We start from the raw sequence: 15,579 nt of genomic DNA, 5'->3' as shown, positions 1-15,579 counted from the left end.
TCCCCTAATTTTCTATGATAGGCAAGGTTAGCGTTACACGCGTTCCTTTGTTAAGTTCGCTTGCAAACTTAACCCCATACTCGTCTCCGTACGTCAATTTAATCCGTTCGTTCACATTTCGGATACCAAAATAATCGTTCTCATCCTTTAGCTTTTCTTTTCCTGCCAGTACATCATTTATGTGTTTCACCTTCTCAGCTGTCATCCCTGCACCGTTATCAATGACCTCTAATATCATAAGTCCGTTTTGCTCATACCCCTTAACCGTTATGATCCCCTTGTGATCTATAAACCGAACCCCATGATAGATTGCATTTTCGACAATTGGCTGCAAAATTAATTTGACAGTCTCATAGTTTAGGATGTCATCATCTACTTCCATACTGGAATCAAATTTATTAAAAAAGCGAAATTTTTGAATTTCAAAGTAATTTTGAACATGTTCTAATTCAGTACGTAAGCGTATAACATCTTTTCCATGACTTAAAGACGTTCGAAAAAACATTCCTAGAGCTTCAATCAAATCTAACGCCTCTTCTGTTTTATTCTGTTCCAATAAGCCAATAATCGAATCTAATGTATTATAAATAAAATGAGGCTTGATTAACTCTTGTAGTGCCTTCTTTTCCATTTTGCGAATTTTCACCTGGTCATCCATTGTTTTCTGAACCAAGCTTTTTATTCTGTTCTGCATATAGTTAAAGTTCTCTGCCAGTTGTCCTATTTCATCTTTCGTTTTTACTTGTGCACGGATATTCAAATTATCATCGGCAAACTGTGTCATTACTTTACGCAAGTCTCGCAGTGGATTTGTTAATATATTTGTTAAATAGACACTGATGAGCACCACAACAAGTAAACACCCTGCACCTATTAACAATGTGAGCTTACTGATTTTACTAAAATCCGCTTTTATTTCGTTGGCATAGGTAACACCGACAATATTCCAACCTGTAACTTCCGATTGCTTAAAATTAACGAGATAGTTATCCCCATTAATCTCCTCTGCAATGGACCCCTTAGCTTTATTAAGAATTTTGTCATCCTTGATTAACACTTTCAGGGACTCAGGATTATTTGTATCAACTGGAAAATAATTAGTTTCTCCCGCTCCGTCTGTAAAATACACGTAACCTCTTTCTCCTAGTTTAATGTCATTACCAATGCGATTCAAAAAGCTAACATCAATATCTACACATATAATGGCTGGAGCGCTTAATCGTGAGGAAGTAATTTTTTTGCCAATCGTAAACACATTGCGGTTAAATTCATCTCGATAAGGAAATTTCACCACAAAATGCCTATCTTCTTTGGCTTCTAAGATGTTTGAATAAAAAGAATTATCGATATTGGTCCAGTAAATACCTTGAGAGCTAATGGTCTGACCAGTTTGTGAAATAATTCTAATATCGACTAAATCGGATTTCATTTTCTTGATAGACTGAATCGTTTCCCACAAACGAACCGTATATTTGCGAATGCCTTCAATATCTCCTGCTTCATCTAATCGTAAGTATTGAATGGTGTAATAATCATCAAAATTATTTAAGATATTATCTACATCCAAAATATATGTTTCTATATTTTTATCCACACGTTCTATCACTTCACTTGTATAAGAATTAACACTGCTTTGCAAATCATTGATATAATATTGATAGGAAAGGTAGCCTAGGATAAACAATGGAATGATACTTATCACTAAGAAGCAAACAATCATTTTTGTTCGTATGCTGTACCAGTCAATCCACTTAAACCTTTTTCTCATCTATTTTATCTCCCATGGATTTTTATTTTTTAACAACTCGTCAAAATTATCAGGGTTACCATATTCCATTTGAGTATAGAACTTCTGTTTGTCTAAATCTTCTCCGTTAATCAATTGATACATGTACTTCAAACTAAGACGACCCATTTCCTGAAAGTTTTGACCTACTAAGGCATCAACAAGACCTTCATTTGCTGCAGATACAATCGGATAAAATGTATCTACACTTACAGCAATACCGCCATTTGCCTTCCATTTCTTGTAGGCCAGCATTCCGTCCGGAGGTGCAAAAAACGGCCAGCCTCCCGTGCTAAAAAATAAATCAAAATCAGGATTCTCTTTCACATAGTTTTCCAACAATTCTGAAGCAATGTTAATGTCATCATAGGACTCTATGACATCAACAATATGTATATCTAAGGATGCTGTAGCATCTTTAAAGCCTTGGATTCTTTGTTCCAGATTTTCACTTTCTTTCGTTCCTGTCATAACCATTAATTCGAGGGGATGTTTGTCCATATTTTTCTCTTTCACTGTTTTTAGGAGGGCTTCTCCACTCGCTTGCCCTAATTTATAATTATCTGTACCGACGTAAAAAGCCCGATTGCTAGATGGTGCATCGGAATCAAAAGTTGCCACTTTAATACCTTTGCTCACAGCTTTGTTAATCAATGATGTCATTCTTTCTGTGTCTATTACGCTGATAATAATTCCATCCACATTTCTTTGAATTAAAGCTTCAAAAATCTGTTCCTGTCCTTTACTGTTTGCTACCATTGGTGCCACCCATTCTATCTTGACGTCTAAGTTTAAACTCTCTCTTTCCGCTTCTTCCTTTGTTTCAAGGAAAACCGGATTATCAAGTGATTTTGGGACATATGCAATAACCGTACCATCACTTTGTAACGACTGGTCGGCATCAATCATAGTTTCTGTCGCACTTTCCTTTGAAATCCTAATACTATTAGTACTTCTATTTTCACATGCAACTAGGATCAAAATTAAACACACGAACAGAAAACCTATTTTTCGGTTCATATTTATCCTCCTAAAAATAGTAAATTATACAGGAATGAAAACCTAGTAATCTATTTAATTAATAACGTACACACTTTATGTAAGCGGTAATATTATTAACAAATAAAATGGAGTATGGGGACATTTTTCCTTGCCCATTTAGATAATAGTTTTATACCAAAGCAAGAACTGCAGGTATCGTTCTATTTTTCGAATCCAGCATTGAACAAAACAGTAATTGAATTCTACTATTTACTCGAGCTTTTCTGCTAACTTTCGACTCTATTCTATTATACATGGCAACAAAAAAAGTTGTATAGTATAAGGAATGTGCGTAAATAATCGGAAACTGTCTGAAGGCTCCAGCCAACAGATTTTTTCTAAGCTTATGTTACAGGGAAGACCCGAAATTATTTGAGAAGCAAAAATATAGATTGACAAAAGGGCACGGTAGAATCAGATACTCCTCGTAGACAAATGTCCACACAGAATGCCTGCCCTCTTTTATACGTTTAGCTTCCAATAATGTGAGTGAAGAGGATATGATGAAAAGAGGAAATTTTAAGTGGCGGTATTAAATTCGTCATCTATCATTTTTAATGTTGGAAAAGGTAAAGGGGCAAGTATCACAAATGAACAATTCTTTTTGCAGTACCTGCCCTGTTAGTTTCCTATTGTTATTTAATTAGCCGGTTGGTCAGAGATGGAATCATACGGTTAAACGTTTATTTTCTGTAAACTATTTCGTTCGTAAATCCAACCACTTAATTTCTTCTTCTGTTAAAGTGATGTCAGCTGCCTCTCTACAAGATTTCATTTCGTTACTGTTTTGTGGACCGATGATTGCACCTGTTGGGAACGATTGATTCAATACATATGCAAGACTAATTTGAATCGTTTCCACGCCTTTTTCCTTAGCAAGCTGTTCTGCTCTATGATAGCGTTCCCAGTTTTCATCATTGTAAAATACTCGTACTAAATCTTCATTAGATCGATCTTCAGGAGTAAAACGCCCGGTAAAGAATCCACGAGCTTGGGATGACCACGAGAACAGGGGCATATTATTTCTCTCATGCCATGAAAGTATCGAATCATCTACGGAAACACAGCCAGGCCAATACGGCTCTTGCGCTTTTGCTAAGCTAAGGTTCGGACTGTTGAAGGAAAAACCTACTAAACCATTCTTTTCCGCATAATCATTGGCTTCTTGTAATCTTTCTATGGACCAATTTGAGCCTCCGAATGCACCAATACGCCCAGCTTCAACATGAGAATTTAGAATTTCTAGTATTTCACCTACTGGGACATTCGGATCATCTCTGTGAAGTGCATACAATTCTACGTAATCAGTACGAAGTCGATCAAGGCTAATGGAAAGCTCTCTATCAATTGCCTCCTTATTTATTTGAGGTCCCTCGTGGTTTGGATGACCACCTTTTGTTAAAATAATAACATCGTCACGACGCTTATTTTCTTCCATCCAAATTCCGATGGCTTCTTCACTTTTCCCCCCAGCATAAATATATGCAGTATCAATTGTATTTCCGCCAATTTCCATGTAGTTGTTTAATACCTCTGTTACTTTTTCCATAATATCGGGTTTGAAATAGTCAGAACCCATTACAAGACTTGAAATAGATTTTTCAATATTGTTGACCTTTATACTTTTCATGAAAATTCACTCCATTCCTTTAAAATTATTCTTTCCTGCTTTTCAGCAGCATCGAGTGCACCTTTTACTGCTCTCATATTATTGATAATGTCGTCATATGAAAACTTAGTTGGTTTTCCATCAAGTACACTTTCTGCAAAACTATCTGCTTGTAAAGCGTACGGATTAATATTTTCACCCTTAACAACTTCTGTTTGACCACCTTTCATAATTTCATAGGTTTCATCACCCAGAAAAGCGTTATGAAGTACAATTCTTCCATCGGAGCCTAGAATTTCGAGTTTATTTCGGAATTCCGCCCACATCGCGCAGTCAAAGGTTAATGCGACTCCATTTGAGAATTCCATTAAACCAGAAGCCATCATGTCGACATCGCCATGATCCGGAGAAAAAAATGCATGAGTTGTGACTGCTGTTGGTTCTTCACCCAAAATGAACCTGGCAGCACTAATCGGATAACAGCCTACATCATAGATCGATCCACCACCCCACTCCTTTGTATAGCGAATATTACTGTAATCTTTTGCATTATTGAAAGTGAAAACACCATGAAGCCCACGCACTTCACCAATATCACCATTTTTAATTCTTTCTTTAATATCCTCATACCTTTGTTGATGACGGTACATAAAAGCTTCCGCTAATACCACACCTGCTTTTTGACACGCTTCTACGATTTCTCTCGCTTCAGCTTCATCAAGTGCGATAGGCTTTTCACATAATACATGCTTTCCTGCCGCAGCGGCTTTGATTGCCCACACCTTATGTAAATGATTTGGGAGTGGAATGTAAACGCTATCAACTTCATTGTCATTTATTAAATCTTCATAGCTTCCATATGCCTTTGGAATACCTAACTCCTCTGCGAACTTTTGAGCGTTCTCTAATGATCGACTAGCAACGGCCACAACTTCATTTCGCTTAGATTCTTGAATTCCTGGGATAACAGAACGCTTTCCGATATTTGCAGTGCTCATAATCCCCCAGCGTACCTTCTTTTCAGTCATACATAATTCCTCCTTCAATTAAACATGTGACCTATAAAAAGATCAAAGACCAACTTTGTTAATTTATTTAAAAAAGTTGTATATTTATATTTTATCAAAATTTTCAGCTTATGTCACAATGACGGCCCGAAATTTATCGATGAAGAATTGGTTTATTGTATACCGGCATAATTTGCGTTCTTTCCACTATTAAGGTAACTGGGATTTATGGGGAGAACAGGTCCATTAGCTTTGCATAATGCAAAAAAGTGGGGGCGATCCCTTGCCCCACTTGTTATAGCGCTGAGGAAAAAGAGAATCACCCCCCATGTACCGCTACATTTTTCTCCCTAATCTTCTTACAAATTTGGTAAACCAGTAAGTAACATATACAAATACTACATCCATAAGGAACAGGTAAAATTGATTCATTCCTTTGTGAAACTCTAACATTCCTAATTGGGCTTCAATCGTTGCAAATCCAAACGCAAATACACCACTTAATAACAACGTATACAAATAGAAATTTTTATTCTTATTCGTACAATATTGGTACAAAAGCAAGAAACCTACAGGAAGTGCTGATGCAGTCATATTTAATGCATGCGGTAATATCGGGGTTAGAAAATATGTGTGAACGAAAAAACCATGTCTTGCGAGGACAATATCAGTGTATGTCCAAAGCACATGGACTGTATATCCAAAGAAAAAAAGCTCAAAAATTCGTCTTCGATCCACTACAAAGTAAAGCAAGATAAGAGGGATTAAAAATAAGGAGACAACGATCCAAAACTGCCATGTTCCGATATTTGAATACTCTTTCCAGTACGATGTTATTAACGAATTCAACTCTTCACTCTTTAAAAGTATGCTATTCCAATACTCTCTGTATTCCATGAAATGACCTCCTAGACGACTCTAAGGAATTTTTCACAAATATCATTCTAAAACTTGCACATTCAATAAGAACAAAATTCATTTTCAAAAGATACAATTATTACACATAATCGTAGCCCTCTACTCTTGCATTTATCACCTTTTTTATAAAATCATCACCTTTATTAATATCTAGAATGCTTTGACCAAATTTTAAAAACTTTTCCACTTCTTCCTCTGACAGATCACCAATATCAAAAGGAAATTGTTCCAAATCTCTGGCTGCATCCATTAAATTTTCCAGCATTTGTTTTCCTTTAGCTGTAAGGGAAACTCTCTTATATCTAGGCTTCTCTTTATTTGTTGTTACATTTATAAAGCCATTTGCTTTTAATGGTTTTAATAACCGCGTAACAGTAGAAATATGCCAACAACCTAATTCGCTTAATTGTGTCGGGGTAAGCTGATTTTTGTTTGTGGAAAGTAAAAATAAAATATGCTGTTGAGCAGGTGATATATCATAAAGCTTTTCTAATTCCGCCCACTTCCTTTCCATACAAAAATACAACGCCCTAATAATTACAACAGTTTTTTGCTTAAGTAATACATTCACGATTCATCATCCTTTACTTGTTATTACAATTGTAAATACAAGTAATATTATTTTATTAATATGAAAAAATATACAAAAAGTCAAAAGGTGAATCCCTTGTACTGCTAATGGTAAAAGTCAAATTTTGTACAGCATGTATTTGATTCTCTAGTTTCTATTTCTTTTTAATTAAGAAAATGCGTAAACCCTGTTTGGATTTACGCACTTTTTAGTTTGCTATTACTAAAATAATACCTAATTTTTATAATCGCTATCATAAACACTACAGGCACTAACGTAGAGATCATCAGGATTTATGACAAAAGTCCCTTCTGTTTATCTATAACCATCGTACTATACATGTTTAAAAGTCAGTTTAGTATAATTCAAAATTCAGACATTATATTGACAGCGCTTTCAAATTTGTATATTTTTTAATCACAACGTTGTTATTTTGAAGTACTTCCTCTTTTAACCACACAAATCAACTTCATGATTCACATTACAGAACAAACTTACCCAGAAAACTAGGCCTAGTAATCTTTGCATTCAGGAGGTGTTAGACAAGAGCTTACCTGCTTCAAAAATTTTAAATAAGGAGAGATTATTAAATGAAGCGACGATGGAGCAAAAACATAGCAATCTTTGCTATCTTTTTCATGTTTTTTTCGAACATGAACTTGATGGTGTTTGCAGAAACGTTTGAAGATCCACTTGGGGACGATTGGAGCTTTGAAGCGTTTGGCTCTAATACAAGTGACGGTAAAAACACCGCACCAACTGACAATGGTGATGGTTCTCTTACCATACTTGCTGAGGGTGGAAAAATCGCAAGCAGTGAAATCGGCGTATCGTTGCAATCCTTAACATTGAATGCGGATGATAACTTTGAAATACAAACAACCGCATCTGCTGATTCTTACAGTCCTGACAGCCAGCGCGCTTTTGGTATAATGCTGCTTGATGAAACCGGAGAAGACAGTGATGGCAAGAATCGTCACAATTACGTTGCAGTTGGTGCACTCGATGGAGACATGCGTGGATTTTATAGTAAAGACGGCTATGACGGCGGTGGCTTGTCTAAGTTAGATGTTTTCTCAGACAATGTCCCACCTGCAACTGGAGAGTCATACGATTTATCTATTAAAAAATCCGGGGATACATTTGTTGTAACTTCAAATGGGGAAAGCGAAACATTCAAATTAGAGGATGCTTTGTCAGGCAACATTCATGTCGGCTTGTTCGTTGCTCGAAATGGGGAAATAACTTTCTCTGACACGGAAGTGAATGTCTCCGATGTCGCAACCTCATCACTTGATGTTGATGCATCGGACATGAAAACAGAGTATCTTGTTGGTGAAGAGCTTGATTTAAGTGGATTAAAAGTTACAGCAGTAAATGAAGATAACACCGAAACTGTTGTCCCAGTTGAGGACTTGATTGTCACTGGATTTGACAGTAGTTCTTCTGGTACAAACACAATTACCATTCATTATAACGGTGCAGAAACTACGATTGATTTAGACATTATCGAACTAGCTTTAACAAGCATGGAAGTGAAATATTATCCGGCTAAAACAGATTATTATTTACAGGATAGCTTTGATCCACAAGGTCTTGTCGTAACAGGATCTTATAATGACGGTTATTATGTAGAAGATTTAACGAGTGACGATTATATTTTTGAAATTAATGGAGAAGAAATCGATTCTGACTACACTTTTGAGAGCTCCGGAGAAAAAACGGTAACTGTTACATCTTTAGAATCTTCCAGTGTTACCACATCATTTACTATTCATGTTAGTGATGCGGAATTAGATGCAGTTGAAGTTACTCAACTTCCTGAAAAAACACAATACTACCTTGGCGATGAATTAGAATTAAACGGAATTGTTGTTGTTGCAGAGTACAGTGATGGAAATTCTGTTCGATTAACACGAGATGAGTTCGACGTTTCCGAGTTAGATACATCAATAGAAGGAGACAAGGAAGTAACAGTGACGCACAAAGGCGTTAAGGCGACTTTCACTGTTAACGTAAAGGAAAAGGAACTGGATGAGATTCGTGTTACAGAATATCCGCAAACCACTTACACTGTTGGGGATGTGTTTCATTCTGACGGTCTAGAAGTATCCAAGGTGTATGACAATGGTGACCAAGAAATTTTAGATACATCAGATTATGATGTAGACACATCAGCATTTGATCATTCGACCGCAGGACAATACACAATCGTTATTAACCCAGCAGATGATTCCATTGAGCCAACTTCATTTGACGTAACCGTTCGTGAAGAAACAACCGTAGAATGGAATAAAATTCAGTTTGGTCAATCAACTGGGTCTGATACAAACTATATTCAAACGCTGGACAATGGCGGAATTCGAATCGTAGCAGAAGGTAATAGTTCCGGAAAAATAACCGGTGACCACGATGGTATCACCTTCTATTACACGGTAATTGATGCGGTAGAAGATAACTTCACTCTATCCGCCGACATCAAAGTAAATGAATATGCCAAAGACCCACACGATGGTCAAGAATCTTTTGGTATTATGGCTCGTGATGCGATTGGTGAAAACGACAATGATGGTGTTTTTGCTTCCAACATCGCTGCAGTAGGTGGATATAGTGGTGGTACACAAGCAGAAAACGGCACACAATTGTTTATCCGTACTGGAGTAGAATCTTCTGATGGTGCTGGTAGTCAAGGTGTCCAAAAGCAGATGTTATTAGCTGAAAAGCCTACAACAGACAATACTTATCCAGCCCAAGATTACCGATTAACGTTAGCAAAAACAAACAGCGGATTTACTGGCCAATTAAATGATGGAGAAGAAGCCATTTTCTTTGAGCCTGAAATTTTAAACGTTCAAGACGACAAAATTTACGTAGGATTCTACACTGCACGTTTAGCTGACATCGAAGTGTATAATATGGACTTCAATGTAACTGCAGCTGCGACTGATGCACCAAGAGTATTTCCACCGGCTGAACCAGTGGAACCTAAATTAGAAATCGTTTCCCGTGACAAAGCTTCCGAAGCAGACTATGACTTACTATTAAAGTCTAACGTTGACGGAACAGTAGCAGTAAAAGCTGGTCAAGAGGTTATTGAAAGTAACTTAGCAGTTACACAAGGGGAATTAGTCGAAGTACATGCTACACTTGAAGAAAATGCAGATACAAACTTCAGTGTAACGTTCTTACCAAGCGATACACAGTATTTAACTTCTTACGACAAGATCGTCAAGAACTTTACTGTATCAATGAAGACATTTAGAGATGGTGCAGATATCTATGTAACTCCAGATGGCACAAGTGCTGGTGACGGAACTAGCAACAATCCACTTGATTTAGACACTGCAGTGGAATATGTCCAACCAGATCAAAGAATTGTTCTTGCTGATGGTGACTATGTCAGAGATTCTAAGCTAGAAATCTCTAAATACAACGACGGTACTGCAGATGCAAGAAAATATATGGTTGCTGCCGATGGTGCTCGACCTGTGATTGACTTTGACAAGCGTTCTGAAGGTGTCGTATTAAGCGGTAACTACTGGCACGTCAAAGGCATAGACTTTGCTCGTTCTGCAGCCAATACAAAAGGATTTGTTGTTGGTGGTAACCATAACATTGTGGAAGACAGCAGATTCTATGAAAATGGTGACACTGGTTTACAAATCAGTCGCACCGACAATAGTCCTAATCTTGAGGACTGGCCATCACACAACCTCATTTTAAATAGTGAGTCGTTTGATAATGCCGATCCTTCTAACAATAACGCCGATGGATTTGCGGCCAAACTAACGTCAGGCGAAGGCAACATTTTCCGCGGTTGTATTGCTCACCACAACATTGACGATGGTTGGGATCTTTATACAAAGGTTGGTACCGGTGCCATTGGTGCTGTAGTGATTGAGGATAGTATTGCCTATGAAAATGGTACACTGACAGATGGTACAGTTGGAGACGGTGACAAGAACGGCTTCAAGCTTGGTGGTGAAGGTGTCCACGTCCCACACATCATTCGCGACAGTATTGCGTTTAATAATGGAGCGACTGGTTTCACTAGTAACAGTAACCCAGGGGTCATTGCAGAAAATATTATTTCCTTTAACAATGCTAGAAACTTAGACTTCTCTACCTATGATGGCATAGAAGAAGACTTTCAGTTAAGTGGTGTTGTATCTTACCAGAATGCCATAACGACAGCAGACACTTATCCGGATTATGCGGTGTCTGATGACAACTATTTCTTTAATGGAGAAGTATCCATTAATGCTTCTGGAGATATGTTAACTGATGAAAACTTTGTAAGTCTTGAGCCGGAACTACCGTATGACCGTCATGAAGATGTTGATGGTTTAAAGGCTAATATCATTTGGGGAGATTTCTTATCTTATATACCAACTGTGATGGCTGAAGTTGAATTCCGTCCAGTCGTATTAAATAAAAATGAAAAGAAAAGCGAGAAAGCAAAGGAAAATAGCAATGCGGTTTTAACTGCATATCTTGAGTTTGATGATGAAAGCCTGTTAGAAGATATTGACTTCGAAAGTCTTTTACTAAATGGAGAAATTACTCCATCTGATAAGAAAAAGCAAAAGAAAAGTCCAATTGTTGATTTTGACGATGATGGTGTGAATGAATACAAAGTTGTATTCCCACGTCAACAACTACTAAATATCCTTGAAGAAGGAGAACAAGCGTTAGTAGTTACTGGTAAATTAACAACTGGTCAAAAGTTTAAAGCTACTACTTCTATAACAGTAAAATAAGAAAAGAAGCTGTCCCATAAGGGTCTGACTCCCTCATTATACTACAACAATCGTGTTTATTATTAGATGTTGTAGTTGAGGGGTCTGACCCTGAACTTTATACCCCACAAAACTATAGCAGCAAAAGTTCCCAAATTTTGAGAATATAGCATCATTAAAAGTCTATCCTAAACGTATCACAAGTAAGAAGGGGAGCCGCATACGTTCCCTTCATTCATCATTCGTTGGGCAACCATGTCTTACCATCTTTGTTACGTTGGATAAGCTCCTGACTTGGTGTCAGTTGACTTTTTGCTTCGATAAGACTTTCATTTTGTCCTGGATATTGTTCAAACTCTGTACTAATCACATCATTTAAAACTGCCGGACTATCTGTTTCTGCCCCAACGTTTTCCATTTCGTATTCAAACCACGTTTTTTTCTTCATCGTTATCCCCCATTCATAAGCTCTTACAAAACTTATTTTTCCCACGTTCCCTTGGAATATGTGGGAAATGTTAAAACCATTTGGCTTAACGCTTAACTACGTTTGTGAGGGTCTTTTTTTTATGTTCATCAAATACTTTCGCTTGGAAATCTCTACAAAAATAACCAGCTATTTATCAATTTTTCCCCTTTACTAAGCTGATAAAATAAAAAGTGGAATACCTATTCGTCCCAAAATTCAATTATAGGACATGCCATTCTATTCATTTACTAAATCCAATATCTGTCTTTCACGAATAGATAGATTTTTTGACGAATAAAATAGCAATAAATTTCCATTTAATCGGAGGTGTACAATGGGATTTCGATTTCGTAAAAGTATAAAAGTTGCCCCCAGGGTTCGAATGAATGTCGGAACGAAAGGTATCAGTACCTCAATTGGTAGTAAAGGAGCTCGTGTGAATGTGAGCAAAAGAGGTTTATCAACTGGTTCCTCGATTCCTGGTACTGGGATTTCGTATAACCAACGGATTGGTTCAAGAAAAAAACGTGCCCAGCGTACGAGCAATGAACGGATAAAAGAGCAGCAACAATTCGAGGTTGAAAAAGAGAACCAATACACTAAAGCAGAAGCTGAAGTAGAAAGATTCGAATCCAGAATTGACATGTTAACGCGTGTACATGAGGAAGCAAGTGATGGAATCGATTGGAATGAAATCCTTTCTTCACCAAGACCATTTCCTGAAAATGAAGATGGTCCCCATGTTCAGAATATAAAAGCCACCATCCAAAACTACAAGCCTACGTGGAGAGACAAGTTATTCAACCGCGTTGAGGCTAGACTCAAAATATGGGAAGAAAGCTTGCCTGAAGAACAGGAAAAGGACTTGATGCTTGTAAAACAATGGGAGCAAGCTAAAGCGAATGCCACCTCTATTTTGAATAGAGATATATCTGCCTGGACAGCTATCTTGGAGGAAATAAATCCGTTTGAGGACATCATCGAACTTGGCAACGATATAACCTATGTGTTTGATCACGATGGCAAGCATGTAACCGTCCGTTTAGAAATTGAGAATAAACAGGTGATACCTGAAACAACGCTATCGCTTACAAAAACCGGAAAGCTTTCACAGCGGAAAATGGCTAAAGGAAAGTATTTTCAGTTATATCAGGACTACGTTTGCAGCTGTGTGCTCCGGGTTATTAGAGAATTATTTGCTATTTTTCCAATCGAAATGGTTCAAGTTAACGTTTACGATTATTCCACTGCAGATGAATCCGAGGACTATGGTTGCATCTTGTCAGTCATGACCAATCGATCACAAATTGAATCTACTACCTTCACCAATATCGACTGCTCCGATATAATCGAACAATTTAAACCGCACATGAAATTTTTAAAGACAAAAGGGTTTAAATTTGTAGAGGAGGTTCAGTGATGGCAGGATGTTTAACAATTGTAGCGATACCAATCATCATCGGATTAATCATTAATTTTCCTATAGCCACTCTTGGACTAGTTATTGGTATTGGGATTGCTTATTGGGGCATACATGAAGGCTCCATTAATAAGAAACTAGGTGCAAGGTCAAAGAAACCGATAATAATTTCATTGATTGGATTTATGATTGTAATCGGAGGATTTTCTGCTCAAGCGTCTGGCGGGGAAACCGCTAAAGATAGTGAGCCTCGTACAGACGAAGTAGACAATACGTCCACAGAAACTTCTGACGAGTCTAATGCAGCAAGTGAGCAAGAGTATGAAGACTCTCCTAAGGATGCTGCGAAAGAGACCGATACAGAGAGTGAACTTGAGGAAAAAGACTCTCCTAAGGACGACGATACAAAGGAGACCGATGCAGAGAGTAACGAAGACGAAAAAGATAACATAGAAACCAGTGATCAAGAAAAGAAACAGGAATCAAAAGAGCCTGCGAAAGAAAGCCCTGAGTCAACCGAACAACAAAAGGAAGAGGAATCAAGCGAAGCAAATCATTCCTCTTTACCTGTAGCTACGGTTACTAGAATTGTTGACGGGGACACGATAGAGGTGAACCTGAACGGAAAGGAAGAAGCCATCCGTTTACTATTAGTCGATACACCAGAAACGAAGCATCCAAGTTTACCAGTGCAAGAATTTGGACCTGAAGCAAGCCAGTTTGCGAAAGACAAGCTCTCTGGAAAACAGGTACAAATCGAATATGATGGTCCAAAACGTGATCATTATGATCGTTTACTTGCCTATCTATGGGTCGACGGAAAAATGTTTAATGAAATGTTATTAGAAGAAGGGCTTGCAAGGGTTGCTTATGTGTATGATCCACCTTACACCCACTTTGATGCATATATAAAAGCCCAAAATCGTGCAAAAAGTGCGAACAAAGGGATATGGAGCATTCCAGGATATGTAACAGAGGATGGATTTGCCAAAGAGGAAGCCACTTCTGATTCAGAGCCGGAAACTAGTACAGAGCAACCAAGCGGGTCTGAATTGAAATATGATCCGAACGGTCCTGATCGTAACTGTAGCGACTTTGATACACAACAGGAAGCTCAAGACTTTTATGAGGCTGCTGGTGGACCAGAGAGGGACCCACATGGATTAGACGGAAGTGATAATGACGGCTTGGTTTGTGAGAGTTTGTAAAAGTGTTATTTGGTCAGCCAGTTATTTTGGTTGACCATTTTTTCATTAAAACGCGCCTGGCACCACCCGTATTTTGTATTATTTTGTCGATTGTAATTTGGCTAAAGATTGGCAGATTTTTGTATTGTTAGGGAGAAATGGTTACAATAATAAGGATTAATAACATATTTTGATTGCTGAACAGCTTGGAGGATTTTTGAGATGAGTTTAGATAACAATGATATATTAATTCGCATCAGATACGCACTAGATATTAAAGACCATAAAATGGTTGAGATTTTTGAGCTTGGGGGCGTAGAAGTTACGGTAGATGACGTACAAAAATTGCTTACGAAAGCTAAAGATGAATACGACGAAGAAGATATAGACGATGATGGGCATATCAAATGCACGAACGCCATGTTGGAGTCTTTTTTAAATGGCTTGATCACCTTTAAAAGAGGGAAACAGGACCGCAAACCCGGACAACCTGATAATCCAGAAAGATTGATAAAAAATCAGTCGAATGTCAATAATGTGCTGCTTAAAAAATTGAAGATAGCATTAACCTTAACTAGTGAGGATATGATAGATATTTTAGCAAAAGCAGGGGTTCGCGTTTCAAAAGGAGAGATAAGTGCTTTATTAAGAAAAGAAGGGCATAAAAATTATAAGGAATGCGGCGATAAATTTGCTAGAAATTTTCTTAAAGGATTGGCTTTGAGCTATCGCTAGGGATGATTCCCCCAAGGTGGATGGGAATAATTAGCCCGGCATGATATGTGATTTATTGTTTTTGTTGTACCATCATGAAGATGAAAAAAGACACACT

At 37.6% G+C, this 15,579-nt stretch carries 11 protein-coding genes; 4 read left to right on the top strand and 7 right to left on the bottom strand.

Translation table 11 applies throughout. From position 1 onward, the window contains the following. Nucleotides 1–4: 4 nt before the first annotated feature. The 6 genes from JOC48_RS17445 to JOC48_RS17420 form a co-directional block, all read right to left on the bottom strand. On the bottom strand, nucleotides 5–1,768 hold the full coding sequence (locus JOC48_RS17445; protein WP_204501700.1) for a sensor histidine kinase: 1,764 nt from the start codon (nucleotides 1,766–1,768) through the stop codon (nucleotides 5–7). Continuing rightward, nucleotides 1,769–2,806 (bottom strand): substrate-binding domain-containing protein, encoded by a 1,038-nt coding sequence (locus JOC48_RS17440; RefSeq protein ID WP_204501699.1) that lies wholly within the window; start codon nucleotides 2,804–2,806, stop codon nucleotides 1,769–1,771. It abuts the gene before it with no gap. A 718-nt stretch (nucleotides 2,807–3,524) separates the two neighbouring features. Continuing rightward, nucleotides 3,525–4,457, bottom strand: coding sequence for an aldo/keto reductase (locus JOC48_RS17435; protein ID WP_204501698.1), 933 nt, complete (start codon nucleotides 4,455–4,457; stop codon nucleotides 3,525–3,527). Beyond that, nucleotides 4,454–5,464: a Gfo/Idh/MocA family protein gene (locus JOC48_RS17430; RefSeq protein ID WP_204501697.1), complete on the bottom strand. Its 1,011-nt coding sequence runs from the start codon at nucleotides 5,462–5,464 to the stop codon at nucleotides 4,454–4,456. The genes JOC48_RS17435 and JOC48_RS17430 overlap by 4 nt, the downstream gene beginning before the upstream one ends. A 315-nt stretch (nucleotides 5,465–5,779) precedes the next feature. Continuing rightward, nucleotides 5,780–6,340: a hypothetical protein gene (locus JOC48_RS17425; protein WP_204501696.1), complete on the bottom strand. Its 561-nt coding sequence runs from the start codon at nucleotides 6,338–6,340 to the stop codon at nucleotides 5,780–5,782. A 100-nt stretch (nucleotides 6,341–6,440) separates the two neighbouring features. After that, nucleotides 6,441–6,875 (bottom strand): MarR family winged helix-turn-helix transcriptional regulator, encoded by a 435-nt coding sequence (locus JOC48_RS17420; RefSeq protein ID WP_239584456.1) that lies wholly within the window; start codon nucleotides 6,873–6,875, stop codon nucleotides 6,441–6,443. Between the two features lie 647 nt (nucleotides 6,876–7,522). Between JOC48_RS17420 and JOC48_RS17415 the strand changes: the two genes are divergently transcribed. Next, nucleotides 7,523–11,692, top strand: coding sequence for a bacterial Ig-like domain-containing protein (locus JOC48_RS17415; RefSeq protein WP_204501694.1), 4,170 nt, complete (start codon nucleotides 7,523–7,525; stop codon nucleotides 11,690–11,692). Nucleotides 11,693–11,909: 217 nt separating this feature from the next. Here JOC48_RS17415 and JOC48_RS17410 read toward each other — a convergent pair whose 3' ends face one another. Further along, the gene (locus JOC48_RS17410) at nucleotides 11,910–12,119 is read right to left on the bottom strand and encodes a hypothetical protein (protein ID WP_204501693.1); all 210 of its coding nucleotides are present in this window, start codon (nucleotides 12,117–12,119) and stop codon (nucleotides 11,910–11,912) included. Between the two features lie 355 nt (nucleotides 12,120–12,474). On the opposite strand from JOC48_RS17410, the gene JOC48_RS17405 reads away from it, so the two are divergent. The 3 genes from JOC48_RS17405 (at nucleotide 12,475) to JOC48_RS17395 (ending at nucleotide 15,482) form a co-directional block, all read left to right on the top strand. Further along, entirely contained in the window at nucleotides 12,475–13,560 is a 1,086-nt protein-coding gene (locus tag JOC48_RS17405; protein ID WP_204501692.1) for a DUF4236 domain-containing protein, read from the top strand. Beyond that, complete coding sequence (locus JOC48_RS17400) at nucleotides 13,560–14,768, top strand: thermonuclease family protein (protein WP_239584455.1); 1,209 nt, start codon at nucleotides 13,560–13,562, stop codon at nucleotides 14,766–14,768. Before JOC48_RS17405 ends, JOC48_RS17400 begins: the two co-directional genes overlap by 1 nt. A 201-nt stretch (nucleotides 14,769–14,969) precedes the next feature. Further along, nucleotides 14,970–15,482: a YehS family protein gene (locus JOC48_RS17395; protein WP_204501691.1), complete on the top strand. Its 513-nt coding sequence runs from the start codon at nucleotides 14,970–14,972 to the stop codon at nucleotides 15,480–15,482. Nucleotides 15,483–15,579 lie beyond the last annotated feature (97 nt).

It is taken from the genome of Aquibacillus albus (genome assembly GCF_016908325.1).
GTDB lineage: Bacteria > Bacillota > Bacilli > Bacillales > Amphibacillaceae > Aquibacillus_A > Aquibacillus_A albus.
This window is presented reverse-complemented; position numbering and strand designations above follow the sequence as displayed.

Excerpts from the sequence above, each read along its gene's own strand:
- JOC48_RS17415 (WP_204501694.1), top strand. The coding sequence starts at position 7,523 with ATGAAGCGACGATGGAGCAAAAACATAGCAATCTTTGCTATCTTTTTC.
- JOC48_RS17395 (WP_204501691.1), top strand. The coding sequence starts at position 14,970 with ATGAGTTTAGATAACAATGATATATTAATTCGCATCAGATACGCACTA.
- JOC48_RS17445 (WP_204501700.1), bottom strand. The coding sequence starts at position 1,768 with ATGAGAAAAAGGTTTAAGTGGATTGACTGGTACAGCATACGAACAAAA.
- JOC48_RS17440 (WP_204501699.1), bottom strand. The coding sequence starts at position 2,806 with ATGAACCGAAAAATAGGTTTTCTGTTCGTGTGTTTAATTTTGATCCTA.
- JOC48_RS17425 (WP_204501696.1), bottom strand. The coding sequence starts at position 6,340 with ATGGAATACAGAGAGTATTGGAATAGCATACTTTTAAAGAGTGAAGAG.
- JOC48_RS17400 (WP_239584455.1), top strand. The coding sequence starts at position 13,560 with ATGGCAGGATGTTTAACAATTGTAGCGATACCAATCATCATCGGATTA.
- JOC48_RS17405 (WP_204501692.1), top strand. The coding sequence starts at position 12,475 with ATGGGATTTCGATTTCGTAAAAGTATAAAAGTTGCCCCCAGGGTTCGA.
- JOC48_RS17435 (WP_204501698.1), bottom strand. The coding sequence starts at position 4,457 with ATGAAAAGTATAAAGGTCAACAATATTGAAAAATCTATTTCAAGTCTT.
- JOC48_RS17410 (WP_204501693.1), bottom strand. The coding sequence starts at position 12,119 with ATGAAGAAAAAAACGTGGTTTGAATACGAAATGGAAAACGTTGGGGCA.
- JOC48_RS17420 (WP_239584456.1), bottom strand. The coding sequence starts at position 6,875 with ATGGAAAGGAAGTGGGCGGAATTAGAAAAGCTTTATGATATATCACCT.
- JOC48_RS17430 (WP_204501697.1), bottom strand. The coding sequence starts at position 5,464 with ATGACTGAAAAGAAGGTACGCTGGGGGATTATGAGCACTGCAAATATC.